This is a genomic window from Gluconacetobacter tumulisoli (assembly GCF_014174155.1).
GTDB classification, from domain to species: Bacteria; Pseudomonadota; Alphaproteobacteria; order Acetobacterales; family Acetobacteraceae; genus Gluconacetobacter; species Gluconacetobacter tumulisoli.
In genome coordinates this window covers 140,595-167,141 of the sequence record NZ_JABEQM010000005.1, presented here as the reverse complement: position 1 = coordinate 167,141, position 26,547 = coordinate 140,595, and the positions used below count along the sequence as shown (strand labels likewise).

Annotated in this window: 24 protein-coding genes and 1 riboswitch; of the genes, 20 read left to right on the top strand and 4 right to left on the bottom strand. The window is 65.2% G+C overall.

All coding sequences use genetic code 11. The annotated features are described in order from the left end of the window. Nucleotides 1–14: 14 nt before the first annotated feature. Both HLH28_RS08145 and mntR read right to left on the bottom strand, forming a co-directional pair. Nucleotides 15–488 carry a hypothetical protein gene (locus HLH28_RS08145; RefSeq protein WP_338029687.1) on the bottom strand — a complete coding sequence of 158 codons (474 nt, stop codon included), beginning with the start codon at nucleotides 486–488 and terminating at the stop codon, nucleotides 15–17. Nucleotides 489–553: 65 nt separating this feature from the next. Continuing rightward, the gene (mntR, locus tag HLH28_RS08140; protein ID WP_182957276.1) at nucleotides 554–1,069 is read right to left on the bottom strand and encodes a manganese-binding transcriptional regulator MntR; all 516 of its coding nucleotides are present in this window, start codon (nucleotides 1,067–1,069) and stop codon (nucleotides 554–556) included. 320 nt (nucleotides 1,070–1,389) lie between these two features. Between mntR and HLH28_RS08135 the strand changes: the two genes are divergently transcribed. Both HLH28_RS08135 and bluB read left to right on the top strand, forming a co-directional pair. After that, nucleotides 1,390–2,676: an Nramp family divalent metal transporter gene (locus HLH28_RS08135; protein WP_182957274.1), complete on the top strand. Its 1,287-nt coding sequence runs from the start codon at nucleotides 1,390–1,392 to the stop codon at nucleotides 2,674–2,676. 126 nt (nucleotides 2,677–2,802) lie between these two features. Continuing rightward, entirely contained in the window at nucleotides 2,803–3,441 is a 639-nt protein-coding gene (bluB, locus tag HLH28_RS08130; protein ID WP_182957272.1) for a 5,6-dimethylbenzimidazole synthase, read from the top strand. Here the strand turns inward: bluB and HLH28_RS08125 are convergent. Beyond that, nucleotides 3,431–4,030 carry a histidine phosphatase family protein gene (locus tag HLH28_RS08125; protein WP_338029686.1) on the bottom strand — a complete coding sequence of 200 codons (600 nt, stop codon included), beginning with the start codon at nucleotides 4,028–4,030 and terminating at the stop codon, nucleotides 3,431–3,433. The two genes, bluB and HLH28_RS08125, sit on opposite strands and share 11 nt — an antisense overlap. Before the next feature lie 126 nt (nucleotides 4,031–4,156). After that, a riboswitch (cobalamin riboswitch) is annotated at nucleotides 4,157–4,374 on the top strand. Nucleotides 4,375–4,497: 123 nt separating this feature from the next. Between HLH28_RS08125 and HLH28_RS08120 the strand changes: the two genes are divergently transcribed. The 12 genes from HLH28_RS08120 (at nucleotide 4,498) to HLH28_RS08065 (ending at nucleotide 18,729) form a co-directional block, all read left to right on the top strand. Continuing rightward, the gene (locus tag HLH28_RS08120) at nucleotides 4,498–6,483 is read left to right on the top strand and encodes a TonB-dependent receptor plug domain-containing protein (protein ID WP_182957270.1); all 1,986 of its coding nucleotides are present in this window, start codon (nucleotides 4,498–4,500) and stop codon (nucleotides 6,481–6,483) included. A 206-nt stretch (nucleotides 6,484–6,689) separates the two neighbouring features. Continuing rightward, a complete protein-coding gene (locus HLH28_RS08115) occupies nucleotides 6,690–7,496 on the top strand; it encodes an ABC transporter substrate-binding protein (protein WP_182957600.1) in 807 nt (268 codons plus the stop codon). A gap of 17 nt (nucleotides 7,497–7,513) precedes the next feature. Then, the gene (locus tag HLH28_RS08110; protein WP_408869829.1) at nucleotides 7,514–8,497 is read left to right on the top strand and encodes a FecCD family ABC transporter permease; all 984 of its coding nucleotides are present in this window, start codon (nucleotides 7,514–7,516) and stop codon (nucleotides 8,495–8,497) included. Continuing rightward, nucleotides 8,494–9,261, top strand: coding sequence for an ATP-binding cassette domain-containing protein (locus HLH28_RS08105; RefSeq protein WP_182957265.1), 768 nt, complete (start codon nucleotides 8,494–8,496; stop codon nucleotides 9,259–9,261). The genes HLH28_RS08110 and HLH28_RS08105 overlap by 4 nt, the downstream gene beginning before the upstream one ends. A 100-nt stretch (nucleotides 9,262–9,361) precedes the next feature. After that, a complete protein-coding gene (locus HLH28_RS08100; RefSeq protein ID WP_182957263.1) occupies nucleotides 9,362–10,189 on the top strand; it encodes a UDP-2,3-diacylglucosamine diphosphatase in 828 nt (275 codons plus the stop codon). Between the two features lie 16 nt (nucleotides 10,190–10,205). After that, nucleotides 10,206–11,390, top strand: coding sequence for a glycosyltransferase family 4 protein (locus tag HLH28_RS08095; protein ID WP_182957261.1), 1,185 nt, complete (start codon nucleotides 10,206–10,208; stop codon nucleotides 11,388–11,390). Between the two features lie 74 nt (nucleotides 11,391–11,464). Then, the gene (locus HLH28_RS08090) at nucleotides 11,465–12,196 is read left to right on the top strand and encodes a class II aldolase and adducin N-terminal domain-containing protein (protein ID WP_182957259.1); all 732 of its coding nucleotides are present in this window, start codon (nucleotides 11,465–11,467) and stop codon (nucleotides 12,194–12,196) included. Between the two features lie 212 nt (nucleotides 12,197–12,408). Beyond that, complete coding sequence (locus HLH28_RS08085; RefSeq protein ID WP_246395809.1) at nucleotides 12,409–13,746, top strand: LLM class flavin-dependent oxidoreductase; 1,338 nt, start codon at nucleotides 12,409–12,411, stop codon at nucleotides 13,744–13,746. A 55-nt stretch (nucleotides 13,747–13,801) separates the two neighbouring features. Then, nucleotides 13,802–14,962, top strand: a complete 1,161-nt coding sequence (locus HLH28_RS08080) for an aromatic ring-hydroxylating oxygenase subunit alpha (protein ID WP_182957257.1) — start codon at nucleotides 13,802–13,804, stop codon at nucleotides 14,960–14,962. Next, on the top strand, nucleotides 14,959–17,244 hold the full coding sequence (locus HLH28_RS08075; RefSeq protein ID WP_182957255.1) for a cytosine permease: 2,286 nt from the start codon (nucleotides 14,959–14,961) through the stop codon (nucleotides 17,242–17,244). Before HLH28_RS08080 ends, HLH28_RS08075 begins: the two co-directional genes overlap by 4 nt. Before the next feature lie 4 nt (nucleotides 17,245–17,248). After that, nucleotides 17,249–17,956, top strand: coding sequence for an ABC transporter permease subunit (locus tag HLH28_RS08070; RefSeq protein WP_182957253.1), 708 nt, complete (start codon nucleotides 17,249–17,251; stop codon nucleotides 17,954–17,956). After that, the gene (locus HLH28_RS08065; protein ID WP_182957251.1) at nucleotides 17,953–18,729 is read left to right on the top strand and encodes an amino acid ABC transporter ATP-binding protein; all 777 of its coding nucleotides are present in this window, start codon (nucleotides 17,953–17,955) and stop codon (nucleotides 18,727–18,729) included. Before HLH28_RS08070 ends, HLH28_RS08065 begins: the two co-directional genes overlap by 4 nt. Nucleotides 18,730–18,964: 235 nt before the next feature. Here the strand turns inward: HLH28_RS08065 and HLH28_RS08060 are convergent, their stop codons facing one another. Further along, on the bottom strand, nucleotides 18,965–19,897 hold the full coding sequence (locus tag HLH28_RS08060; protein WP_182957249.1) for a 2-hydroxyacid dehydrogenase: 933 nt from the start codon (nucleotides 19,895–19,897) through the stop codon (nucleotides 18,965–18,967). Between the two features lie 364 nt (nucleotides 19,898–20,261). Between HLH28_RS08060 and HLH28_RS08055 the strand changes: the two genes are divergently transcribed. From HLH28_RS08055 to HLH28_RS08030, 6 genes are all read left to right on the top strand, one after another. After that, on the top strand, nucleotides 20,262–22,406 hold the full coding sequence (locus HLH28_RS08055; RefSeq protein WP_182957247.1) for a TonB-dependent receptor domain-containing protein: 2,145 nt from the start codon (nucleotides 20,262–20,264) through the stop codon (nucleotides 22,404–22,406). Nucleotides 22,407–22,440: 34 nt separating this feature from the next. Then, on the top strand, nucleotides 22,441–22,908 hold the full coding sequence (locus tag HLH28_RS08050; RefSeq protein ID WP_182957245.1) for an MOSC domain-containing protein: 468 nt from the start codon (nucleotides 22,441–22,443) through the stop codon (nucleotides 22,906–22,908). A gap of 19 nt (nucleotides 22,909–22,927) precedes the next feature. After that, a complete protein-coding gene (locus HLH28_RS08045) occupies nucleotides 22,928–23,848 on the top strand; it encodes a PDR/VanB family oxidoreductase (RefSeq protein ID WP_246395848.1) in 921 nt (306 codons plus the stop codon). Nucleotides 23,849–23,882: 34 nt separating this feature from the next. Then, nucleotides 23,883–24,278: a RidA family protein gene (locus HLH28_RS08040; RefSeq protein WP_182957240.1), complete on the top strand. Its 396-nt coding sequence runs from the start codon at nucleotides 23,883–23,885 to the stop codon at nucleotides 24,276–24,278. 22 nt (nucleotides 24,279–24,300) lie between these two features. Further along, on the top strand, nucleotides 24,301–25,569 hold the full coding sequence (locus HLH28_RS08035; protein WP_182957237.1) for an MFS transporter: 1,269 nt from the start codon (nucleotides 24,301–24,303) through the stop codon (nucleotides 25,567–25,569). Between the two features lie 112 nt (nucleotides 25,570–25,681). Next, nucleotides 25,682–26,539: an IclR family transcriptional regulator gene (locus tag HLH28_RS08030; protein ID WP_182957233.1), complete on the top strand. Its 858-nt coding sequence runs from the start codon at nucleotides 25,682–25,684 to the stop codon at nucleotides 26,537–26,539. Nucleotides 26,540–26,547 lie beyond the last annotated feature (8 nt).

The window sequence follows — 26,547 nt, the reverse complement described above, 5'->3', positions numbered from 1 at the left end:
GCAGCCGGCCTTGATCAGGCGACCTGGCGCAGATGCAGGGTCACGCGCATCGCCTCGGCGGCCAGGCGGGCGCCGCGCGTGCTGGTCGTCAGGCTGATATCGACGCCGTGATTGTTTTCCATCACCTTGCCGCCACGGCCCCGGCCCATCGTCGCCTCGGCCTGCACGGCCCAGTAGGTGCCGTCGAAATCGCGCAGGCGGGTCAGGTTGCGGATGGTGCCGCTTGCCTCGATCCGCGAGAAGCCGACCCCGACGAGGCCGCCCCCCGAAATGGTGAAATCATAGGTTCGCCCCCCATAGACCAGGCGGCCCCGCCCCCAGGTGAAGCCTGCCCCGACATCGAGTTCCTTGAGGGAGAACGAAATCTGTCCCGTCGTCGCCGCGTCCGCGGCGGTGGGCACGGTCGGTGCCGTGGCCGCCATGCCGGTCGAGGCGTCGCCGAGTGCTGCACCGCAGAGTGCCAGGACCCCGAACAGGATTTTCTTCACGACACCATCCCCACCCGGGCCGCCCGCCGGCCCTGTCAGGCTACTGAAACCCGGCGTCGCGGATTTTACAACTCTCTCGATGCATCAGGCACCTTTCCCGAGCCGGGCCGGCCGGCGAGAAAATCCGCCAGCCCCGCGTCGATGGCGCGCCGGAAGGCAGCCAGGGTTTCCATGCCCACGTAATGTTCCATGCCTTCGGCATCGATGCGGGCGGTGTCGGCGCTGATGCCCAGCGCGCGCAGGAAGGCCTCGACGACCCGATGGCGGATCCGGCTGTCCTCGGCCATTTTCTGCCCGGATTCGGTCAGGAAGATCCCGCGATAGGGGCGGCGCGTCACCAATCCGTCGGCGGCCAACCGTGCCAGCATCTTGGCGACGGTCGGCTGCGACACGCCCAGCCGGCAGGCGATGTCGACCTGCCGGGCCTCGCGCCCTTCGGCCAGCAGGTCGGCGATCAGTTCGACATAATCCTCGACCAGCGCGGTTCGCCGGGCCTCGCGCGCCTGGCGGAAGCCTTCGGACTGGATGTCGGGGTCGGGCATGGTCTCGACCGGCTTGCGCGCTGAGCGGGCGTTCTTCACCGCCGGGACCTCCTGTGAATCGTCTGCCGGGGACGCTGCCCCCAAAGTCTGTCTGCAAGCACGGTCTGCAAGCACGGTCTGCGAGCGCGCGGCATCTTCGCCCGGCAAACCGCGTTTGCAGACAGACTTTTATACCGGACTTCCGTCCTGCCTCAATTCCGTGTCGCGGCGAAGGCCTTGCCCGCCGGGACCGCACAAACTGACGTGAGCATATACCAGATCGCCTTGGCCACATCATATAGCATATTGCATATTTTCGGCGGCGGGCCTTACGCTGGGCCGTCCCGCATCCGCGCCAGCAGTCAGGAGTGTCGTCCAGCATGTCCGAGGTCAACGCGACGGTCAGCGTGCCGCGCGACGCCACCGGATGGCGGCGGCTTCTGGCGTTCATCGGGCCGGGATACCTGGTGTCGGTCGGATACATGGACCCGGGCAACTGGGCGACCGACCTCGCCGGGGGGGCGGGGTTCGGCTATACGCTGCTGTCGGTCATCATGCTGTCGAACATGATGGCGATCCTGTTGCAGGCGCTGTCGGCCCGGCTGGGGATCGCGACCGGGCGCGACCTGGCGCAGGCCTGCCGGGACCGGTTTTCGATGCCGGTGAATGTCGCGCTGTGGCTGGCGTGCGAGGCCGCGATCATCGCCTGCGACCTGGCCGAGGTCATCGGTACCGCCATCGCGCTGCAATTGCTGTTCGGCATTCCCCTGCTGCTGGGCGCGGTGATCACCGCGCTGGACGCCGTCATCGTCCTGCTGCTGATGAATCGCGGCGTCCGTCATCTCGAGGCGTTCGTGATCGGGCTGCTGGTCGTCATCGCGACCTGCTTCCTGGTGCAGGTCGTGGCGGCGGCGCCCCCCGTGGCCGCGATCCTGCGGGGCATCGTCCCGTCGCCCGCGATCCTGACGAACCATGGCATGCTGTATGTCGCCATCGGCATCATCGGCGCCACGGTCATGCCGCATAACCTCTACCTTCATTCCTCGATCGTGCAGACCCGCGCCTATGACCGGACCGAGGCCGGGCGACGCGACGCGATCCGCTGGTCGACCTGGGACAGCACGCTGGCGCTGACGCTGGCGCTGTTCATCAACGCGGCCATCCTGATCGTCGCCGCCGCCGCCTTCCACGATAGCGGCCATCGCGACGTGGTCGAGATCGCGCAGGCCTATCGCCTGATCTCGCCGTTGCTGGGGCTGGGGGTCGCCTCGACATTGTTTGCCGTGGCGTTGCTGGCGGCGGGCATGAATTCGACGATTACCGGCACGCTGGCGGGCCAGATCATCATGGAGGGGTTCCTGCACCTGCGCCTGCCGCACTGGGCGCGGCGGATGCTGACGCGCGGCCTGGCCATCGTGCCGGTCGTGGTGGTGACCGCCCTCTACGGCCCCGGGGGGACCGACCGGCTGCTGGTGTTCAGCCAGGTGATCCTGTCGATGCAACTGCCCTTCGCGGTGATTCCGCTGGTGATGTTCGTGTCCGACCGGCGGATGATGGGGCCCTTCGCCATTTCGCGCCGCATGGCCGCGCTGTCCTGGCTGGTGGCAGGGGTGATCCTGGTCCTGAACGGCAAGCTGCTCTGGGACATGGTCCTGGGCAACGGGTAAGAGTCCAGGGGCCTGCCCGGACGATGTCCCTTGCGTTCCGGACCCCTTGAGTTCCGGAGCCGCGCGGCTATGACGGCGTGCGGACCGGACCGGGCCGCTCCTGGCCCTCTTCTTTCTGGTTCGCCGATGGATTGCCCCGTCTTTTCGACCGATTTTCGCGACATGCTCGACCGGCTGTTTCTCTGGCGCCGGGACGTGCGGCATTTCCGCACCGATCCGGTGGCGGAGGCGACGCTGGACGGATTGCTGGCGACCGCCTGCCTGGCTCCGTCGGTGGGGCTGAGCGAGCCATGGCGTTTCATGCGGGTCGATTGCCCCGACCGGCGCGCGGCCGTGCGGGCGGATTTCGCGCGCTGCAACGCCCGCGCCCTGGCCGCGCGGACCGGGGATGACAATGGTCGGTACGCGGCCCTCAAACTCGCCGGGCTGGACCGGGCGCCGCATCATGTCGCGGTATTCTGCGACGCCGATCCCCTCCAGGGACGGGGGCTCGGCCGGATGACGATGCCCGAGACCACGATCTGGTCGGCGGTGATGGCCATCCATACGTTCTGGCTGGCCGCGACCGCAGCCGGGGTGGGGGTGGGCTGGGTGTCGATCCTGGACCCCGAACGAATCGCGCGGATCCTGGACGCGGATCCCGACTGGACGTTCCTGGCCTATCTCTGCGTCGGATATCCGCAGGAGCACGCGGACACGCCCGAACTGGAACGCCAGGGATGGGAGCGGCGCGATCCGGACCGGCGCGGCTGGATCATCCGGTAGGCTCCGGCACCAGGTTTCGGCACGGCACGGCATGGAGGCGCGCGCCCCCTTGCCGCATGGCGGGGGCCAGCAGATCCGGGCGCCGACCCGCCGCCAGTCCTTCCATCAGCCGCAACGGGCCGCCATGCGACAGCACGCAGGCCGGCACACCCTGTGCCAGCAGATCCTGCCAGAATGACTGGACACGTTGGCGCAGGTCTCGGCCGGTCTCGCCGCCGGGAGGCGCGAACCCTTCGGGATCGGCCGCCCAGTCGTCCAGGGTCGCGCGATCGATATCCTGCCAGGATCGACCTTCCCACGCGCCGAAATCCAGTTCGGCGAGGCGCGGGTCGGCGTGCAGCGCGATCCCGGCGCGCGCGGCGATCCGTTCGGCCACCAGCCGGCAGCGGCCGGCAGGCGAGGCATGGATGACACGGCAGCCGGCCCCGCGCGCCAGGACGGCCAGCCCGTCGGCGCGGCCCTGCCAGCCCGGCAGCAGGGCGACGTCGTGCCTGCCGTAGCAGGTGCCGGGCGGCACGTCGACGGGGGGATGGCGCGTCAGGAGGATGGCGAGCGGGGCGGGCATAATGTCGATGGCGGGACAATCCACCTGCGTCTCCCCGGGGTCACGGCGTCCATGCGACCGTGTCTGCATGATGAGGTGTCAAAGCGACGGCGGGCGCAAGGGTTGTTGTTGCCAGCCAGGGTCACGGTTTCTTGACAGGCCGGGCGCACCTTATATGAAGGGCGCGATGGTTCCTCTTTCGAGAGGATTAAAAGGGAACGCAGTGCGGACCGGGTGGTCCAACCCTGCGGCTGTCCCCGCAACTGTAAGCGGCATGTCCACGTATCGCCGGGCGTCATGGTCCGGGCCACTGGGGTTCTCGTCCCCGGGAAGGCAATGCGGGATGCGACGTCGCGAGCCAGGAGACCTGCCGTCAGCACTGGTTGCGACCGGGAACCGTCAGGCGGGGTGATCTGGCGGGCGGGCATGGTCCTGGATCGTACGGGTGTCCGGCGATCCGGGCGGGTCCGTGTTCTCGTGGCAGCCGTGAACAGTCACGAGAACGGCCTGCGATGTATTTTCTTCGACATTTCCTTTCCATATCGACCCTTTTCACGGGATTGGGCGTCGCTGACGCGCTGGCCCAGGACCCGTCCGACCCGGCGGCGCCGAAGAACGGAAAGGCGGCCCGCGTCACGGTGTCGCCAGGGCAGGCCACCCTTCCCGAAACCATTACCGTCAGCGCCGCCCGGCGCCCGGTCCGCGCGGATGAAATCGGCACGAGCCTGAGCATCATCACGGAGCAGGACATCCAGCTTCGCCAGCGCCGGACCCTGCCCGACCTGCTGAAGACCCAGCCCGGCCTGAACCTGGTCCAGACCGGCGGCCCGGGTGGCACGACGTCGATCTTCATGCGCGGCACCAACGCAAACGAGGTCAAGGTGCGTCTGGACGGCATGGATATCAACGACCCCAGCACCCCGGGCGGCGCATTCGACCCGGCGCAGTTCCTGACCGATGGAATCGGCCGGGTGGAAATCCTGCGCGGCCCGCAAAGCGGGTTGTACGGTGCGGATGCGATGGGCGGTGTCATCGATATCACCAGCATCCGGGGCGACGGGCCGATGAAGGCCATGGGCCGGATCGAGGGCGGCAGCTTCGGCACCTTCAACCAGATGCTGGGCGTGCGCGGCGGGGCGGGGCGATTCCATTACGCGGTCTATGCCACCCATTCCCGGGTGGAGGATGTGCAGGTCACGCCGCCCCGGCTGATCCCGCAGGGGGTGAAGATCCCGGGCAGCCGCAACGACAACCGTTCGGCGAACGTGCGGCTGGGCTATGACGTCACGGACAATTTCGACCTGGGCCTGACCGCGCATCTGACGCAGGGCACCTATCGCTATGTGGGCGACAACTACAATGTCTATCCGCCGGTGCCGATGGCCGATCGCAGCACCTCGAACCTGAACCAGGCCGTGGTGCGCGGCACGGCGCACCTGCGGTCGTTCGGTGGCCGGTTCGACCAGATCATCGGCCTTGGCTACTCGGTCTATCGCCGCCGCGACCTGACGGCGGGCGAGGCGCAGGGCACCGACATCGGCAACCCGGCCTATAATCGCGGCGGACGGGTGAAGATCGACTGGCACGGCACCACCGACCTGGGCCGGGCCGGCACCCTGCTGGTCGGCGCGGAGCATATCCACGAAGTGATCTGGAACAGCCCGATCACCGCCCATACCGATACCAACGCCGGATATGGCCAGTATCAGGGACAATGGCGACACATCCTGTTCGGGGCGGCGAACGTGCGCTACGATTCCAATTCCCGGTACGGAAATTACGTCACCTGGCGCGTGGCGCCGGCGATCCACGTGCCGCATACCGGAACGGTCATCAAGGCCAGCGCCGGGTCCGGCTATCACGGCCCGTCGCTGAACCAGCTGTTCGTCAGCTATCCGGCCTATTTCTTCGTGGCCAATCCCAACCTGAAGGCCGAACGCCTGCTGGGATACGATGCCGGCGTGCAGCAGACCCTGCTGCAGGGCCGCCTGAATTTCGGCGCGACATGGTACGAGAGCAAGGTCGACAATCTGATCAATACCGGCCTGTCGGGCTATGACTACACCTATGTCAACGTCGCGCGGGCGCGGCTCTACGGGGTTGAATCCTTCGTGGACTGGAAGGCGCTGGACACGCTGGACCTGACCGCGAACTACACCTGGACGGTGGCGAAGGACATGCAGACCGGACAGGAACTGCAGCGTCGTCCGCGGCATAAATTCAGTTTCAGCGCGGTCTGGACGGCGACGCCCGGCCTGACATTCACGCCCACCATCCTGTATGTCAGCCATTGGCGCGACGTGGATCGCTACGGGATGGACAGCGACGTGAAGGCGCATGGCTATTTCACCATCGACCTGGCGGCGCAGTATCGCGTCAATCGCTACGTCACCGTGTTTGCGCGGGCGGACAATCTTCTGAACCGGCAGTTCGAGAACCCGATCGGCTATCTGCAGCCGGGCCGGGCCGGATATGGCGGCGTGACGCTGGCCTATTGAGAGCGGGCGGGGGAAGGTCGGGCCTTGCCCGAACCCACCAGGGCCTGAGGCCCTGGACCCCGATCATGAACAGGTTTTCAAGGGAGGACGGTCTTTGGCGGGGGCGCTGCCGTGCCATGAACGAAGCGGGTTGGGATGACATGTGCTGGCTGCCGCGCCTGTTGCGCCTGATCGTCCCGACCCTGGTCGCGCTGAGCGTGGTCGGGATGTGCCTGGCCGGGGGTGGCGCGTGGGCACAGACCCGGCACAGGATCGTGTCGCTCAATCTCTGTACGGACGAGATGCTGCTGCTTCTGGTTCCGCCGCAGGATATCGCGGGCGTCACACCCCTGGCCGCGGATTGTTCCAATTCGGTGATGTGCGACGCGGCGCGGCGGATTCCCGTCATTCGCCAGACCGCCGAGGCCGTCATCGCCGCGCGGCCGGACCTGGTGCTGGGGGGGGTGTACACCGCCGCCACCGCCATCCTGGCCGCCCGGGAAACCGGGCTGCCGGTGATGCAGCTGTCCCCCGCCGAACGCCTCGACGACATTCCCCGGCAGATCCGCGAGATTGCGCGGGCCGTCGGCGTTCCCGAACGCGGGGACGAACTGGCCGCGGCGTTCACGCGGCGCCTGGATGCGCTGCGGCGCATGGCATCCCCCACCGATCCGGTCGCCGCGATCTATGGCGCCAACGGCTTCGTCACCGGCAAGGGATCGCTTTCCGACGACGTCCTGACCCATGCCGGCCTGCGCAATTTCACCACCGTCGCCGGGGTGGGCGGCGCGCATTTCCTGCCGATCGAAACGCTGGTCGCCCGTCCGCCCGACCTGCTGGTGGTCGACAGGTCCGGCGTCGGAAGGTCGCTGGCGCAATCCATGCTGGACCATCCGGCCCTGCGCGACGCCTTTCCCGGTGCCCATCAGGTGACGATTCCCACGCGGCTGTGGCTCTGCGGGCTGCCGCAGACGCTGGATGCGCTGGACCGGCTGGTACGGGCGCGCGACGCCCTGGAAAGGCAGGATCGATGACCGATTGCCGTGACATGATGTTGATCGCCGCCCTGGCCGGGACGGTGGTCCTGCTGTTCGTCCTGTCCCTGGCCTGGGGAGAATCCGCGATCGCGTTCGGGCCGGCCTGCGCCGACCTGCTGGCCGGACGGCACAGTGCGGGGGCGGTGATCCTGGGCCAGCTGCGCCTGCCACGCGCCATCCTGGCGGTGACGGTGGGTGGGGCGCTGGGCCTGTCCGGGGCGGCATTGCAGGGATATCTGCGCAATCCGCTGGCCGATCCGGGAGTGCTGGGCGTTTCCGGCGGCGCGGCGCTGGGGGCGGTGCTGGTGTTCTATACCGGCCTGATGGGCCTGTCGGTCGCGATGCTGCCTCTGGGCGGCCTGGCGGGGGCGTTGCTGGCGGTACTGCTGCTGATGGGGCTGGTCGGGCAGGGGGGGGCGCTGGTGCTGCTGCTGGCGGGGGCGGCGCTCAGCAGTTTCGCCGCCGCGCTGACGGCGCTGGCGCTCAATCTGATGCCCAGCCCCTATGCGTCGTTCGAAATCATGCACTGGGTCATGGGCTCGCTGACCGACCGGACCTTCACCCATGTCTGGATCAGCCTGCCCGGCACGATACTGGGCTGCCTGCTGATGCTGACGACGGCGCGCGCGCTGGATGCGCTGGCACTGGGTGACGAGGTGGCGGAAAGCCTGGGATTCCGCCTGCGCGGCCCCGTCGGGGTGCAGGCGCGGGTGGTGCTGGGCGCCGCCCTGTCGGTCGGGTCATGCGTCGCCGTGGCCGGGGCGATCGGGTTCGTGGGGCTGGTCATTCCGCATCTGCTGCGCCCGCTGACCGGCCACCAGCCGTCGCGGCTGCTGCTGCCGTCCTTTCTGGGCGGGGCAGTGCTGCTGCTGGTCGCCGATGCGGCGGTCAGGGTCCTGTCCACCGGAACGGAAATCCAGATCGGCGTGCTGACGGCCCTGGCCGGCGCGCCGGTCTTCTTCTTCCGCGTCCTGCAGATGCGGCGGGCAACGTCGTGACCGGTCTTGCCGCCCATGACGTCGCGCTGTCGCTGGGTGGGAGGGCGGTCCTGCACCCGTCGTCGGTGCGGGTCGCGCCGGGCGAACTGGTGGGCCTGATCGGCCCCAACGGCGCGGGCAAGAGCACGCTGCTGCGGGTGCTGGGGGGCATGCAGGCCCCGGACGAGGGCGAAATCGTGCTGGACGGCCGGTCCCTGGCAACGGCCGGGCGGACCTGGCGGGCGCGTACCCTGTCCTTCCTGCCGCAGGACGAGGTGCCGCCCCCGCCCATGCGCGTCGCGGACCTGGTGGCGCTGGGCCGCCTGCCGCATCGCGGGCATCCGGACCGCGCGCGCGACAGCGCAGCCGTCACGCGGGCGCTGGCGGAAACCGACCTCCTGGCCCTGCGCGATCGTCCCGGAAGCCAGCTGTCGGGCGGCGAGCGCGCACGCATGCGCCTGGCGCGGGCGCTGGCGGTGGAGGCGGCGTACCTGCTGGCCGACGAACCGGTCGCGGCCCTTGATCCGGCCCATGCCCTGGCGGTCATGGCGTCGTTCCGCCGCCTGGCGGCCGGCGGCACCGGGCTGGTGGTGGTGCTGCACGACCTGATGCTGGCCGCGCGGTTCTGCGACCGGCTGGTCCTGATGCGGGCGGGGCGTGTCGTGGCGCAGGGCCAACCGGCCGACGTGCTGACGGATGCCGCCATGCGCGCCGTCTACGGGGTGGAGGTCCGTCGGGTGGAGGACGCCGTCATCCCCTGGGCGCTTGCCGGCCCGCAGGACTGACATCGCGTGCCCTTTTTCGGGATTTCACGAAAGATACACAAAAGAAACGGATGGATACGGTTAGAAGGGGGCCGTCTTTCATCAGGGGTGCCTGACCGCGATGAACGTGATTCTTCATGATCGTATCCCCTCCCACGATTATCGGGCCGTCTTTCTGTCCGACGTGCATCTGGGCACGCGGGATTGCCGGGCCGACCTTCTGGCCGATTTCCTGCGCGGCCTGTCCTGCCGGCGGCTGTATCTTGTCGGCGACATCGTCGACGGATGGAAACTGAAACGGTCCTGGTTCTGGAACGATCATCACGATGACGTCCTGAACCTGATCCTGCGCATGGCCCGCGGCGGGACCGAGGTTTTCTATATCCCCGGAAATCATGACGAGATATTCCGTCGCTGGCTTCCCCACAGGCTGGAGGTCGCGGGCATTCGCCTGTGCGAACAGGCCGAACATGTGACGGTCACGGGGCAGCGATTCCTGGTGCTGCACGGCGACGAATTCGACAGCGTGGTACGTTACGCGCCCTTCCTGGCCGTGCTGGGCGACCGGGCCTATTCCGCCGCCCTGGTCGTCAACCGCTGGTTCAACATCGTGCGCCGCCGGATGGGCCTGCCCTATCGTTCGCTGTCGGCCTGGCTGAAACGGCAGGTCAAGGGCGCCGTCATGGCCATCGACCGGTTCGAGACCGCGGTGGCGGACGAGGCCAGGCGGCGTGGCATGGACGGCGTCATCTGCGGACATATCCACCATGCGGTTATCAAGGACGTGGGCGGCATCCTCTACATGAATGACGGCGACTGGGTGGAAAGCTGCAGCGCGCTGGTGGAACATCATGACGGCAGCATGCAGCTTCTGGACATGACGGACGTGCGGTGGCGCGTTGCCGCGCCGCGGCACCTGGGGACCGTGCTGTCTCCGGCCCATGCCTGACGGGGTGTCGCACGTCATGGCGCCGGACCGCTTGTCGGGGCGGGCGACACGTCCGTCGCCTGTACGTATCCTGATCGTGACGGATGCCTGGTATCCCCAGGTCAACGGGGTCGTCCGGACGGTATCGCGCCTGGCCGAGGAGTTGCGCGCGGCGGGCCGGACGGTGGCGGTCGTAGGGCCGCATCTGTTCCGTACCGTGCCGTGTCCGACCTATCCCGAGATCCGGTTGAGCGTCCTGCCCGGCCGACGCCTGGCCCGGATGATCGAGGATTTTCGCCCCGATGCGCTCCATCTGGTGACCGAAGGGCCGCTCGGCCTGGCGGCCCGGCGATGGGCGATCCGCAACCATCGCTGCTTCACAACATCCTTTCACACGCGCTTTCCCGAATATATCCAGGCCAGGACGGGGTTTCCGACGGGGCTGCCCTACCGGTTCCTGCGCTGGTTCCATGGCGCCGCGGCCCTGACCCTGGTGCCGACGCCCAGCCTGCTGCGTGCGCTGGGCGACCGGGGGTTTCGTCATCTGGAATGCTGGACGCGGGGTGTGGATGCCCACCGGTTCCGGCCCGGCCAGGCGGGGTGCGACTGGCACACGCGGTTCGGGGTGAAAGGCCCCTATCTGCTCTATGTCGGGCGGGTGGCGGTCGAGAAGAATTTGACGGCGTTTCTCGACCTGGATGTACCGGGAACCAAGATCGTCGTCGGCGACGGGCCCGACCGCACGGGCCTGGCGGCGCGTTATCCCGATGCGGTGTTCACGGGCTATCTGGATGGGGCCGATCTGTCGGCCGCCTATGCCGCCAGCGACGTATTCGTCTTTCCCAGCCTGACGGACACGTTCGGCCTGGTGATTCTCGAGGCCCTGTCCTGCGGCCTGCCCGTCGCGGCCTTCGACGTGACGGGGCCGCGCGACATCCTGCCCCCCGGGGTGTCGCCGGTCGGTGCGATCGGCCCGGATCTGCGGCGCAACGTGCTGGCGGCCCTGCATGGCGACCGGGCGATGTGCCGTGCATATGTGGCGCGGTTCGGCTGGGATGCCTGCGCGCGGATGTTTCTCGACGCCATCGCCCGGGCGCAGCACGACGCCATGATGCGGGCGCGACCCGACGCCATCAGGCCGGCGCAGCGGGGCGGGTGGCAGGCACCTTCGCCTGCGTGTCTGCTCTCCGATGGAGGCACTGCAACCGATTCGGCGAGGTAATGGATCGGAAAAACCGGGTTTACCTGTCGCCGTGCCTCCGTTCATCCTGTCGCAGGGCAGGACAAGAGCAGGGCATGACCTTACAGGACGAAGGCCGGATCCGCGTCGACCTCGCGGCAGCGTTTCGCATCGTGGCGCGGCTTGGCCTGCATGAAGCCGTCGCCAATCATTTCAGCGCGGCGGTGTCTCCGGATGGCCGGTGGTTCCTGCTGAACCCGAAATGGCGGCATTTTTCGCGCATCCGGGCCAGCGACCTGGTGCTGCTGGATGCCGAGGACGAGGACGCGCGTCATCGCGCCGACATCGATCCGACGGCCTGGGCCATCCACGGCCAGATCCATCGCCTGCTGCCGCAGGTGCGCGTGGCCATGCACCTGCATCCGGTCCATGCCACCACCATCGCCTGCCTCGCGGACCCGGCCATCAAGCCGATCGAGCAGAACACCGCGCGCTATTTCAACCGGGTCGCCACGGACACGCTGTATGGCGGCATGGCCGATACGGGGGCCGAGGGCGCGCGCCTGGCCGGCCTGCTGGGCAACCGGTCGCGGCTGATGATGGGCAATCACGGCGTGCTGGTCACCGCGCCGACGGTCGGCGAGGCCTTCGACGATATCTATACCCTGGAACGGGCCTGCCAGATCCTGGTCACCGCCTATGCCACGGGCCAGCCGCTGAAGATCCTGGACGACGACGTGGCGGAAAAGACCGCCCGCGACTGGGAAGGCATCCGCGATTTCTCCATCGCCCATTTCGAGGAAATGAAGCGGATTCTCGACCACGAGGATCCGTCCTACGCCGACTGACGCCCCGCAGGCGCTACACGCCTGAGAGGCTGGTTTAACATTCGTCCTGTTGGGCGTCCTGTTGGGCAAGAGTGCCGTGCAACGGCATGCCCGGCGTGATTTTCGCGCATCGGAGCGAAGCGGTCTGTCCGCCGCCCGCCGAGAAGCGTGGGCAAACCGCGTCTGATCGTCGAAAGGGCGAATGTTAAACCAGCCTCTGGAGGAGCAGCATATTGGGTGCGCGACGACATATCGTTCTGGGCGGCCTGTTCGAGGCCAACGGCTATCATTCCGCGGCGTGGCTGATGCCCGGCGCGCAGGATGGGGCGGCGACCGACATCGATTATTTCCGCCGCATCGTCCAGACGGCGGAACGGGGAAAGCTGGATTTCTTCTTCCTGGCCGATACGCCGGCGGCGCGGACCGAAAACCTCGACGCCTGGACGCGGGCGCCGCTCTACATGAACATGATGGAGCCGATCACCCTGCTGTCGGCCATCGCCGGATCGACGTCGCATATCGGCCTTGGCGCCACGGCCTCCACCAGCTTCTATGAACCCTATAATATCGCCCGCCTGTTCGCGTCGCTGGACCATATCAGCCATGGCCGCGCCGCGTGGAACGTCGTGACCACCGCCAACGATTACGCCGCGCGCAATTTCGGCCTGGACGCGTTGCCGCCGCATCATCGGCGCTATGACCGGGCCGGGGAATTCCTGGGCGTCGTGCAGGCCTTGTGGGACACCTGGGAAGACGACGCCTTCATCCACGACAAGACGAACGTGCGGATGTTCGACCCGAAGAAATTCCATGTCCTGGACCACCAGGGTGAATTCTTCCGGGTGCAGGGCGGGTTGAACATGGCGCGCTCGCCGCAGGGGCAGCCGGTCATCTTCCAGGCGGGGGCATCGGAAACCGGCAGGGAATTCGCGGCGCGGACCGCCGAGGTGGTGTTCGGAACCGGGGCCTCGATGTCCGAGGCCGTGGCATTCTACCAGGACCTGAAGGGACGCATGCCGCGCCACGGCCGTCATCCGGACGAACTGAAGGTGCTGTCCGGCGTGTCCATCGTCCTGGGCGAGAGCGAGGAGCATGCGCGCGAGAAATGGGCCGCCTGGCAGGAGATGATCCATATCGATATCGGGCTGATGTACCTGAAGACCGACCTGGAAACCGATTTGTCCGACCTGCCGTTGGACGAACCGGTTCCGGAGCATCGGATTCCGGAAAAATCTAATTTCCATCAGGTCTATTTTCAGGAAATCGCCGGACTGATCCGCCAGGGCCTGACCTTGCGCCAGGTCTGCAAGCGCTACAACCGCAGCAAGGCGATCTTCTACGGCACCGCCCGGCAGATCGCCGACCGGATGGAGGAATGGGTTGCGGCCGGCGCCAGCGACGGATTCATGATGGCGCTGCCGGTCCTGCCGGAAAGCCTGACCGACATCACGGAAAAGGTGGTGCCGGAGCTGCAGCGGCGCGGACTGTTCCGCACCGACTACCAGGGCACGACCCTGCGCGAGAATCTGGGGCTGGCCCGTCCGCGCAACCGCCATGCGCCTGCGGACTGATCATGGTCCCATGCCGGAACTGTCTGCCTGCATCCCTTGTGACGGAGCGCACCTCATGACCTTCATGGATCCGGCCGGGACGGCCCTGCTGCGGACGGCGTCGCGTCCGTTCGACGAGGCGGTCGCCATGTCCCCCGAGCCCTATACGAGCGAGGCGTTCCTGGCGCGCGAGGTCGAGACGATCTTCGCGCGGGAATGGATCTGCGTCGGGCGGGCATCCGCGCTGGCGATGGCCGGCGATTACCTGACCTGCGAGATCGCGGGGCAGCCCATCATCGTCCTGCGCGACCGGGACGGACGGTTGCGGGCAATGTCGAATGTCTGCCTGCACCGCATGTCCACCTTGCTGGAGGGCGCGGGGAACGTCCGGGCCATCGTCTGTCCCTATCATGCCTGGTCGTACAATCTGGACGGCACGATGCGGGGCGCGCCGCTGATGAACGGGCGCCCGGGTTTCTGCAAGGACGAGTACCGGCTGCCCGACATCCGGTGCGAGGACTGGCTGGGCTGGATCTATGTGACGCTGGACGCCGACGCGGTGCCGGTGGCGGACCGCCTGCGCCCTCTGGAGCAGATGATCGCGCCCTACGGCATGGAGCGGTACGTCGAATGCTTTCGGGAAACCCATGTCTGGGACACCAATTGGAAGATCCTGGCCGAGAATTTCATGGAAAGCTACCATTTGCCGGTTTGCCATGCGCGCACCGTCGGCCCGCATTCGAAGCTGGAGGAAATGGACTGCCCGCCCGGCCTTGCGGCATTCAACTACCATTGGATCACCAAGGAAGCGTCGCTGGCGATCGGTAATGCCCATCCCGCCAATACGCGGCTGACCGGGCACTGGCGCCGGACCACCGGCCTGATCACCATCTATCCGTCGCACCTGATCACGCTGACCCCCGGTTATTTCTGGTACCTGTCCCTCCATCCCGAGGGCGTGGGCAAGGTCAGGATGATCTTCGGTGGCGGCCTGTCGCCCGAATTCATCGACGATCCCCAGGGGCAGGAGTACGTTGCGGCGTTGAAGGCGCTGCTGGACGCCGTCAATGTCGAGGATCGCCGCTGCACCGAAAAGGTGTTCCGCGGCATGCAGGCCACCCGGGCGACGCCGGGCCGGCTGTCCCACCTGGAACGGCCGCTGTATGATTTCACCCGGTATCTTGCCGGGCGGACGGTCGGTTTCGATCCTGCGTCCGGACCGGCCGGCGGGGCATGACGGCGTCGTCCCGCCCCGTTGCCGGCGCCCCAGGCGATTCCCCCGCCGGCCCGGTCATCGAGGCCGAGACGATCTTTCCCATTCCCCATGACCGGCGTCACGGCCGGACCCGCGACCTGTTCACCGTCTGGTGCGGGTCGAACATGATGATGCTGACGATCGTCACAGGGGCGCTGTCCACCGGCCTGTTCGGCCTGTCGATCGGCCCGGCGCTGCTGGCCATCGTGCTAGGCAGTCTGGTCGGCGGTGTCGTGATGGCGCTGCATGCGGCGCAGGGGCCTATGCTGGGCGTGCCGCAGATGGTCCAGACACGGGGTCAGTTCGGATCGGTGGGTGCCGTGCCGATCATGGTCCTGGCCACCCTGATGTATCTGGGCTTCACGGCGTCGAACCTCGTCCTGGGCGGCGAGACGCTGCGCGTGGCGCTGCCGGGCCTGGGGCGTGTTCCGGCGGTCCTGGCCATCGGCGTGTGCAGCATGGCGCCGACCATCTTCGGCTATCGCGGCATCCATGCCGGCGCGCGCGTCCTGACCTGGCTGGGCGGGCTGGCGATCCTGTATGCGCTGGCGCGGGGCCTGCCGCTGCTGGCGCACCTGGCGGCGTTGCCCCGGCATGGGTCGTTCCTGGGATTCCTGGGGGCGCTGTCGACCGCGGCGCTGTGGCAGATCGCCTATGCGCCGAACGTGTCCGATTCCTCGCGTTACCTGCCGGCCACGACGGATGGCGGCCGGCGGGCGTTCGCCGCGTGCTATGCCGGCAGCGTCACCGGGTCGGTCCTGCCCATGGTGGTCGGCGCGCTGCTGGGGCCATTCGTACGGCAGGATGACGTGACCGGATCGCTGGCGGGCCTGGTGTCGCCACATGCGGTACCGGTCCTGAGTGTGCTTGCACTCGGCATCGCGATCTCGACCGCCATGAACATCTATTGTGCCGCCCTGTCGAGCATCACGATCATCCAGACCTTCGTCGCCGGCTGGCGCCCCGGCCGGGCCGTCCGGCTGGGGCTGACGGCGGCCATCCTGCTGCTGTCGCTGGGGGTCGCGCTGCTGGCGGAACGGCATTTCTTCCAGTCCTATACCGCTTTCCTCGAAATGCTGATGGCGTTCCTGGTGCCGTGGACGGCGGTCAATCTGGTGGATTACTATCTGGTCCGGCGGGGCGCGTATGACGTGGCCTCGTTCTTTCGTGCCGATGGCGGCATCTACGGGCGCTTCAACGTCGCCGCCTTGTTGGCCTACGGGTTCGGGCTGGTGGTGCAGTTCCCGTTCATGACGAACGGATATTATACCGGGCCGGCGGTGCCGCTGCTGCACGGAGTGGATATCTCATGGATCGTGGGGCTGTCGCTGACCACGCCGGCCTATCTGTGGCTGCTGCGCGTCTTTGCCCCTTCCGGGGCGGACGGATGGGACGGACGGCGGGTCTGGACGGTCGTCCTCCTGGCCGGACTGCTGCTGCCCGCTACGCGGGCGGGCGCCGGATGCCTGGACGATGTCAGGCGGGCGGGCGTGCTGACGTCCGGGACCGGCCTGCTGGGCGACCGGATCGCGCTGTGGCAGGACCGGGAGGGTGGATATCACGGTGTAACCGCCGACCTGTTCTTTGAAATCGCGCGCCGGATGGACGTCTCCCGGGCCCGTTTCATCCCCACCGAATGGCCGACCCTTATCCCGGGCCTGAAGGCCCGCCGGTGGGACATCGTGCTGTCGGACATCGCGATCACGCAGGAACGTATCATCGACGGAAACGTGCTGTTTTCCGCGCCCTATTTCCGCCTGTACGACCACGTGATCGTGCTGGGCGACTCACCGATCCGGACCATGGACGATCTGCGGGGCAAGATCCTGGGCTCGGTCGTCGGATCGACCGATTCCATGGTCGCGCACGGTCTGGTGGCGCAGGGGTACGGGGCGTCGGTCTCGGATTACAATAACTGGGGTGATCCGTTCATGGCCTTGCGAAACGGCCAGATCGACGCCGTTGTCCTCGACCAGGATTCCCTGCTGTCCCACAAGGACGAGTTCAAGAGCCTGCGCATTGTCGGCGATCCGCTCTTCTACCAGGCCAAGCCGGCCTGGCGGGAGGCGGAGCGCGCGTCGCCATACTATCTGGGCGACGAGGGAATCGTGGTGCGCCCGGCCTGCACCGACCTGCTGGCCGCGTTGAACACGACGCTGGAGGCGATGCGCGCGGACGGGACGCTGAAGGCGATCCTGAAGAAGAACGGCGTATGGGAACCGGTGCAGGATCATCTGATCAAGCCGCAGCCGACGGGACGATAAGGGCGTGTACAGATTTTTCTTCAGGGAAGTCCCGGAATATTTTCCCTTCCTGCTGCAAGGGGCCTGGATCACGCTTCTGCTCTCCCTGGTCAGCATGGCGTGCGGGCTGGCTGTCGGCCTGGCCGTCGCGCTGGGGCGCCTGTCCCCGTACCGGGCCGTGCGCTGGCCGCTGGATGCCTATGTCGAATTGTGGCGCGACACGCCGCTGATCGTACAATTGCTGTTCATCTACTTCACCTTGCCGGAATTCGGCCTGACGCTGCCGGCGTTCTGGGCGGGGGTGATGGGGCTGTCGCTCAATCTCGCGGCCTATCTCTCGGAAGTGTTTCGCGCGGCCATTGCCGCGATCGACCCGGGCCAGCGGCAGGCGGCCCTGTCGCTGGGCATGTCGCGCGCCTCGATCTATCGCCGGGTCGTCCTGCCGCAGATGTTCCGGGCGACGCTGCCGACGGTGGGCGGATATTTCATCTCGCTTCTGAAGGATTGTTCCCTGGTTTCGTTCATTTCGGTCAACGAATTGCTGCGGCATGCCAATATCGTCATCGCGGATACGTTCGACAGCATGAACACCTATATCATGGTGGGCTTCATCTATTTCGTCATGAGCTTCGGCAGCGCCCGGCTGATCGGTCTGCTGGAACGCAGGCTGACCCCACGCCATCAGCGACGCGGCGCCATGATCCCGTCCGATCCGAAAGGCATTGCGGCATGACCGGGGCCGCACCGGAACCCGTATTGGTCGCGCGCGGGCTGCGCAAGAACTACGGCGCTGTCCAGGTCCTGGCCGGCGTGGATCTGACGGTGGCCCGGGGGGAGGTCGCCTGCCTGATCGGTCCCAGCGGCGGGGGAAAATCGACGCTGCTGCGCTGCCTGAATTTCCTGGAACGGCCCAGCGGGGGGACGATTTCCATTTTCGGCGAAATGCTGTGCCAGGACGATGGGGCAGGTGTGCATATCGCGCCGGAGCGGATCCTGCGCAGGGCGCGCAGCCGCATGCCGATGGTTTTCCAGCATTTCAACCTGTTCAGCCATCGGACGGTGCTGCAAAATGTGATGGAAGGGCCGGTGACGGTCCTGGGTCTGGACCGGGATGCCGCGATCGAACGGGCCCGTAGCCTGCTGCGCGATGTGGGCATGGCCGACCGCGAGGATCATTATCCCGATCAGATCTCGGGTGGACAGAAACAGCGCGTCGCCATCGCGCGCGCACTGGCAATGGCGCCGTCGGTCATCCTGTTCGACGAGCCGACCAGCGCCCTGGACCCGCAACTGGTCAAGGGAATCCTGGGGGTGATCAACGATCTTGCACAGCAGGGGATCACCATGCTGATCGTGACGCACGAAATGAAATTCGCCCGCGACGTGGCCGACCGGGTCCATTTCTGCGACGGCGGGCGCATTGTTGAATCAGGCTGCCCGGACGACATCTTCCAGCGTCCCCGGTCGGCGCGCCTGGCGGATTTCGTCCGGTCTATTCACGAATGATGCGGGCGGCGGCGGGTGAACTCCTCCGTCCTTGAAGGCGCCACCCCGCCGACTTCTCCTGCCGACAGGAAAATCATACGACGGTATCTATCCCTTTACCTGGACACCGATGATGTCGCCGGCGATCCCTTCCTCGCCACGGCCACCCGAGCGGGGATCAACGGTTCCGTCGCAATCCGTCATAAATCGGCATCGCACATATCCGGCCGGGAATGCCGTTTGTCATCTGCCTGCATTACGACTGATTGATGACGGGCTGGTCATCCGCGATCCGTTTCATCTGGTCCGCGAGGAATGTGCGAATGCGTGGCAGGAAGGCCGACGTATTGCCGCCAAGATGGGGCGTCAGGAGAAAATGAGGCGCGCTCCATAGCGGATGATCCTCGGGCAACGGCTCCGGGTCGGTCACATCCACCGCCGCGGAAATGCGTCCGGAATAAAGTTCGGCCGCGAGGGCATCCTGGTCGACGACGCTGCCGCGTCCGACATTGATGAACAGGGCGCCGTCCTTCATCGCAGACAGAACAGGCCGATTGATGAGGTGCCCGGTGCGTGGCGTCATAGGCAGACTGCTGATCAGGATATCCGTCTGGGGCAGAAGCCCCAGGAGGTCCTCCATTCCATGGATGTCGCCGTGCTGGTCCCGACGTGCGGTCTGGCCGATCCGAACGATTTCGACATCGAACGCCGAAAGCTTGCGGTGAAGTTCCTGCCCGATGCTGCCGTACCCCAGCAGTGCTACCTTGCGGTCGGTCAGGGTAAGGCGACGTTCCTCCTGCCAGACGCGGCGGGTCATGTTGCGGGCGGCGATATCAATCCCACGCAACGATGCAATGGCAAGGCCAACAGCCAGTTCGGCCGTTGATGCAGCATGCACCCCGCGCGCGCTGCACAGCACTACGCCGGGGGGAACCTTGCCGACCAAATTGTCCACCCCTGTACTCTGCGTCTGTACCAGCTTGAGATTCGGCAGCAATGCCAGGCGTTCGACCGTCAGGCTGGAATGCGCGTAGGGGGTAATGACGGCGTCGATGACGGAAAGATCCTCGACGGACGGATACTCCTCATCTCTCCAGAGAATAAAATCAAGATTTGGACAGCGTTCTTCAAGATACGCCTTCAGCACCATGTCCGGAACAGAAACCACCTTGATTCCCAGGCTCGCCATCGTCGTCCTCCCCCATTTCATGTGGGAGCGATCATGCCAGAACATTTCGATTGACGAAAGACAATATGCTGTCCACGATACAGCATATTGACGGTCTGCCATTGTATGGGCGTCGACTGGGCTGGTCCGCGTGATGGCTATCCGTTCTCCGCAACCTTGAACTGGAGGGCGCCGAATGACGATTCTGAGACATAATATATTGATTCGAATAAGGAATGACGGCCACCGGGCCCTGCTTGCGGCACTCTGCTGCTCGGCCGCCACGATTGCGCACCGTCCCGCCCGTGCCGACACCATGACCCCGAAATATCCGATCCGTGCGGTGCCCCATGCGCCTGTCCGGCGCGCGGCTCATCCAAGGCCCGTGACGGATGAGGCGATCACCGTCGATGGTCTGCGGAATTCCCCGCTGAGCCTGCGCAAGTCGCAGCATGTCGGCGAAGTAGTCACGCATATCAGTTCGGCGGATCTGGCGACGCATCATGTCGAGACGCTGCAGAATATTCAAAATCTGGTGCCGAACCTGACGATTCAGCCCCAGGGAGCAACGGCGAACAATAATTTCAGCCTGCGCGGCGTGGGCTTCAAGGATTTCACATCGAACAACACGCCCTCGGTGATGACATATGTTGACGGGATCGCCTATCCGATCGGCTTCATGACGTCCGGCCTGATGTATGATCTGGCCGGGGTCGACGTGATGCCGGGACCGGTGGGATACACCCATGGCCAGGCCGTGACCGCCGGTGAGGTCAATATCACGACCAACGGTCCGACCGACACGTTTCATGCCGGTGTGTCCCAGGATATCGCCAGCTATTCCAGAAGTCGTACCGCGCTCTATGTATCCGGGCCGCTTTCGGACCGGCTGCGTTATCGCGTGTCCGGCTATACCGCCCATGGCGGCGGGTACCAGGTCAACCGCTATAACGGCGAGCATCTCGGCGATGCCAATGACGGCGCGTTGCGGGGCAAGCTGGACTGGGACGTCGATTCCCGTACCAGCATTAATGTGACGGGGCACTGGGCTCAGGACGATTCCGACACGCCGGGCGTATTCAACGTCAGCGATCTGGTTACGCCCTTTATTGCGCCGGACAATAACAATCTGCTTACGGGATGGGGATTCCGCCCGGCATTCACCAAGATGATCGGTGTGGCCGCCAATACCAAGCCATTTCGCAACGATACGACCTGGGGCATTGACCTGACGGGTCGCCATGATTTCGGATGGGCGGAATTCCGGTCGATCAGCGCCTACGAAGCGATGTACGTTCACAATCTGTTGGATCTCGATTCGACCAATGTTGCGACGGACGACCAATATTTCACAAACAACTCCAATGTCTTCTCGCAGGAATTACGCCTGTCGAACGAAAACCGGCCGCGTCGCTTCCAGTGGACGATCGGCGCCTATTATGCGCGAACGGCGACCAAGGCGCGGTTCTTCTATGATTTTTCCGGGTCGGGGCCTGCCCTGCGCCCGTATATCGAGGCGACCAGTTACAATCAGGACATCCAGACCTTCAACCAGTACGCGACCGCGTCCTACCGTCTCGCGCCACGCTGGAAGATCTCGGCCTCGGTCAATCATGAAGCCGACGACCGACATCTCTCGAATCTCGAAACCATACAGTATGGTTTCAGCGACGTCCGCTTCCCGACGCATGGTGCATTGACGAACGAGTTCGGCGGAAAGGGCGAGATCGACTTCCAGGCGGCGCCGAATTTCCTGGTCTTCGCCGACGTCCGCAAGGGATTCAAGCCAGGGGGATTCACGGCCAACAACACCGTCATTTCCCAGCAGCTCAACCCCTACAAGCCGGAATCCCTTCTGGCCTATGAAGGCGGGATCAAGAGTGACTGGTTGAAACACCGCCTGCGGGTGAATTTCGACGGTTTCTATTACGATTATCACGACCAGCAGATCCTGAGCCTGGAACTGGTTCAGAATTACGGACTGGTAGGCGACTTCGTGAATATTCCCAAATCGACGATCTGGGGGCTGGAAGGCGAGATCGATGCGAACCCGATCCCTGGTCTGCTTCTGGAACAGCATTTCGGCTATCAGAGGGGCCGATACGACGATTTGAAATTTCTCAATACGACTGCCGTCTATGCCAATTACGCCAAGACCGGCGTTTTTTCTCCGGCCTATACCAGCTATGATGGATACGATTCCGGCATTCCGAAATTAACGCTAAACGGCAGCGTCAGTTACATGATGCACCCGACCCGTGCGTGGGACGTCACCTGGCAGGGCGATTACTCCTATCGCGGCTCGCAGCTCGATGTGCCTGGCAACGAAATCTACCGGCTGCCGGCCTATTTCCTGATGGGCATGAGCCTGACCGTCGCACCGCATCGCGGGCGATGGTCCGTCGGAGTGTATGTGTCGAATCTTCTGGACCGTCGCTACGTGATCACGAAGGACAATGGTTACAACTCATTCTACGGCATCCCCGGCGCGCCAAGATTCGTCGGTGCCACGATGCGCTACGATTTCTGAAAGTCGGCCGGGTAACAAAGAGGAATGAGAGAGCATGACCGGTCGTGTCTGCGGGATATATACCGCCGAGGTCGCCGCGCAGGAAATGATGGAAGGCCACGAATGCCGTCTGCTGGCGAATGTCGGAATCGAGGGCGACCGCTATGCCAGGCGTATCGGGCGATGGTCGGATCGCCCCAAGACGGAACATCAGATCTCCTTCATCGAACTGGAGGTCCTTCATCAGATCTACGATGAAACCGGCGTGGTGCTTACTCCGCGTGAAACCAGAAGGAATATCATTACCTGCGGCGTGCGCCTGAACGATTTTCTGGGACAGACGATCCGGGTCGGAAAAAATGCCCTGGTTTACGTCGAGAAGCTGAATCACCCCTGCAAGTATCTCGAGCGTCTGATCGACAAGCAGGTAATGGCCAGCCTGCTTGGTCGGTCCGGCCTGAACTGCCAGGTCATCTCGGGCGGCATCGTTCGGCTGGGCGACCGTATCGAGAGGGTCCTCTAGGATGGCGGTGCGGCTGTTGATGAAGGTGAGCGTCGATCAGATCGTCGACGAAGGAGGCGGCATCCGGTCCTTTTATTTCAGACCCGAGGATCGCAGGCAGTTCCCGCCCGTCCTGCCCGGCGCCCATACATTGCTCCGGGTGACGAAGGGGATGATGCGCCAGTATTCGCTGTGCGCACCACCCGGGGATCGGCGCTATCGTCTTGCGATCCGTCTCGATCCGGCCGGGCGTGGCGGATCGCGCTTCATGCATGAATCTGCGCACGTCGGCGATATCTTCTACCTGTCCTATCCCCAGCCCGACTTTCTGCTGGACCCGGACCGGCCGTCCTACAGCTTCTTCGCGGGCGGCGTCGGCATTACCCCGATGCTGTCCTTTCTTTATGCGCTGCAGGGTCGGACGTGCCGGATCCGGCTCTGCTACTTCGTCCGTGCCGACGGCGCCGTTCCGTTCGAGCAGGAGATCCGCGCCTTGTGTCCGCAGGTCGAAATTTTCAATTCGGCCCAGGGTGGGCGGGCAAGTTTCGAGGACCTGCTGGACGGATCGCGAGGCGACGCGATCTATTGCTGCGGGAGCGCGCCGTTCGTCGCCGGGGTGCAGGGGGCAGCGGAGTCCCTGGGACTGGGGACCATCCAGGTGGAATCCTTCGTGTCGGGGGTCAAGGCCGGGTATCTGGGCGAGCCATTCGTGGTGGACCTGCCGCGCAGTCGTCACGTGCTGGATATTCCCTCGGACCGGAGCATGCTGGACGTCCTGCTCGAGGACGGCGTCGACATCGACTACGCCTGCGAGGCCGGTGTCTGCCGGAGCTGCATCGTGGATGTGATCGAAGGCGAGATCATCCACCGGGACCAATGCCTGACCGAGGATGAACGTCGGACAGTGATGACACCCTGTGTCTCACGCGGGCGGGGTAGGATCGTCATCAATTCCATCTGAAAATCGAACATATCTCAACAAGAAAGGCATTGTCATGGACAGCACGACACATATCATCGCTCCCCCGAACGTTCCCCCCGGAAGTGGCTGGAGCCACGTGGTGGTGGCGTCGGGGACCTTCGTCGCCATTTCGGGTCAGGTCTCGGTAGATGCCGAAGGTCGCCTGGTGGGAAAGGACGACATCGAGGCGCAGATCCACCAGGTTTACCGGAATCTAGCCGCATGCCTGGAGGCGATCAATGCCGGGTTCGAGCATGTCGTCAAATTGACATATTACGCAACCGATATAAAAGCGGCGTTGCCGCTGATGCGCCGGATCCGGCCGACCTATATCGGGATGGACAAGCCGCCGGCCAACACATTCGTCGAGGTGAGGGCCCTGGCCAGTCCGGACTTTCTCTTCGAGGCGGAAGCGTTCGTGGTACTGTAATTCATTCCGGAAGGGGAGCGACATGCCGCGTATCGCCAAAGAGACCGCCACCGTCAGCCTGCTGTTCGTCCTGTACACGGTCAATGGGATCGATCGGGTCTGCCTGTCGATCGCCATGCCGCTCCTTGCCGACCACTACCATTTTTCGCCGATGCAGGAGGGCGTTCTGTTCAGCAGTTTCTTCTGGACTTATTGCCTGTTCCAGGTGCCGTCCGGCCTGATGCTGGACATGGTGGTGCCGTCGGTGGTGATCGTGGCGGCCGTGGCATGCTGGGGAATCGCGGCCGCGCTCTCTGGCGCGGCGGTGGGGTTCGGAACGCTGCTGGCTTCGCGCCTGATGCTGGGTTTGTTCGAGGCGCCATTCATGCCCGCCGCCAATCTCATCGTCGAGCGGACGGCGGGTGGCTCGGCCCGCCAGGGTCGAATCACGATCATCGACAGCGGGGCCGCGTTCGGCGCCGCCGTCGGTTCATATGTGGCATCGGCGGTCGTCGCCGCTACGGGATCCTGGCGACTTGCCTTCCTGCTCACCGGCGGTGCGGCGGTCTGTCTGGCGCCCCTGGCGTGGCGGCGGCTGGTCGGGAACGGAACGGCCGGCCGGCCTCTTGCCCTCCCGTCAGGCGGACGGGGCGCCCCTGCCGGGTTTCGCGGCGTGCTGACGCGGGACGTCCTCTATATGTGCCTGGGCCGGATCGCCTTTGCCAATGTGTTCTTCGGCTTTGCCTCCTGGGCACCGTCGCTGCTGATCGCACGCCGCCATATCAGCCTCGAAACCGCCGGGATCATCACGGCCCTGATGTTCGTCGCCGCCGGCGCCGGCGAGATCGTCGGCGGGGCCGTCTTCGGCCGCCTGCGGCGTCGCAGGGGGTTCGATTCCGCCCTTCGGATGACGATCGGCCTGTCGGGTTCGGTCGGCTTGGCGGCGCTGGTGGCCGCGAATGCCATCGGTAACCTTGCGGCCTGCGCGGCGACGCTAGTAGTGGGCCTGTTCTTCTATATGTTCGGGGGGATCTATTGGGTTATTCCGGCCGCGATCGCGCCGGAAGGCCGTATGGGACTGGTCGGAGGCATCCTGAATTTTTCCGGGACGTTCGGGGGGATCGCGGTCGGCATCGTGTCCGGGTGGATCGTGAAAAATTGGGGCTACGGCGCGCTGTACGGGTATTTCCTGACATGTATGGCGCTATATATCCTGTTTTCGATGTGCCTTCGGCCGAGGGGACGCGCGGGCGGTGTATCGGCGCGCGACGATGGCGGCGGGCTGGCGGTTGCATCGGGCGTGCCCGACTGACCGGGTCAGGTTTCCTCGCGGTTGGAACTCCGCTATCGTGTTTGGTACGGTTGTCTATATTCTGTATGATACAGATATCAATCGACCGGCAACACGGAGCGACAGGACCGTCATGGCGCCACCAGGTCAGAGATCGACCAGATTTTCTGCGGAAAAGCCGCTTGCGGAGCCGCTTATCCACAAGGCGGACGAAACCGCCTCGGGCTCGAAATCCAAGTCGCCTGCCATCAACCGCTCCTACGACATCCTCGACCTGCTGGCCAATGCACGCTCACCGGTGCTGTCGCGGGCGGATATCACGCAGCAGATGGGCCTGCCGCGCTCCTCGACCGCGAACCTTCTCAGCGCATTGGAGGAATGCGGCCTGGTCGAGCGGATGGGGAACGATTATTCGCTGGGCCGCAAGATCGTCACGCTGGCCAGCGCCTATCTGCGGAAATTCGATCCGGTCCAGGAATTTTACCGGTTCTGCTCCAATTCGGATATCCTGAAGGACGAAACCGTCCGGATCGCCATCCTGGACCGGAATGAAATCATCTATATCGCCCGCTACGAAGGGCATCCCGCCATTCATCTCACGTCGAATATCGGGGACCATATGCCGGTGTCCCTATGCGCGGTCGGCAAGGCGATCGTCTCGCGCCTGGACGATGAGGACGTGCAGAAGATGTTCACCGGGGTCAAGATTCTTCCGGTCATGACGGAGCATTCGATCCGGACCGTTACGCAGCTTCGCAAGGAGTTGAAGGAAACGCGTCTGCGCGGCTATGCGATCGAAGACGAGGAAGCTACGCCTGGCGTGATGTGCCTGGGGATCGCGGTACCCACGCGCGGCGTCAATGGCCCCAAAATGGGCGTGTCCGTCAGTTCGGTGAAGGTCACGTTCGACCAGCAGCGTCATGCCCGGTTGCTCGAAGGCCTGCAGAGCCTGGTGCGGGCGATCGGCAGTCCATTGGACGGGGTGGGCTAAGACCCTTC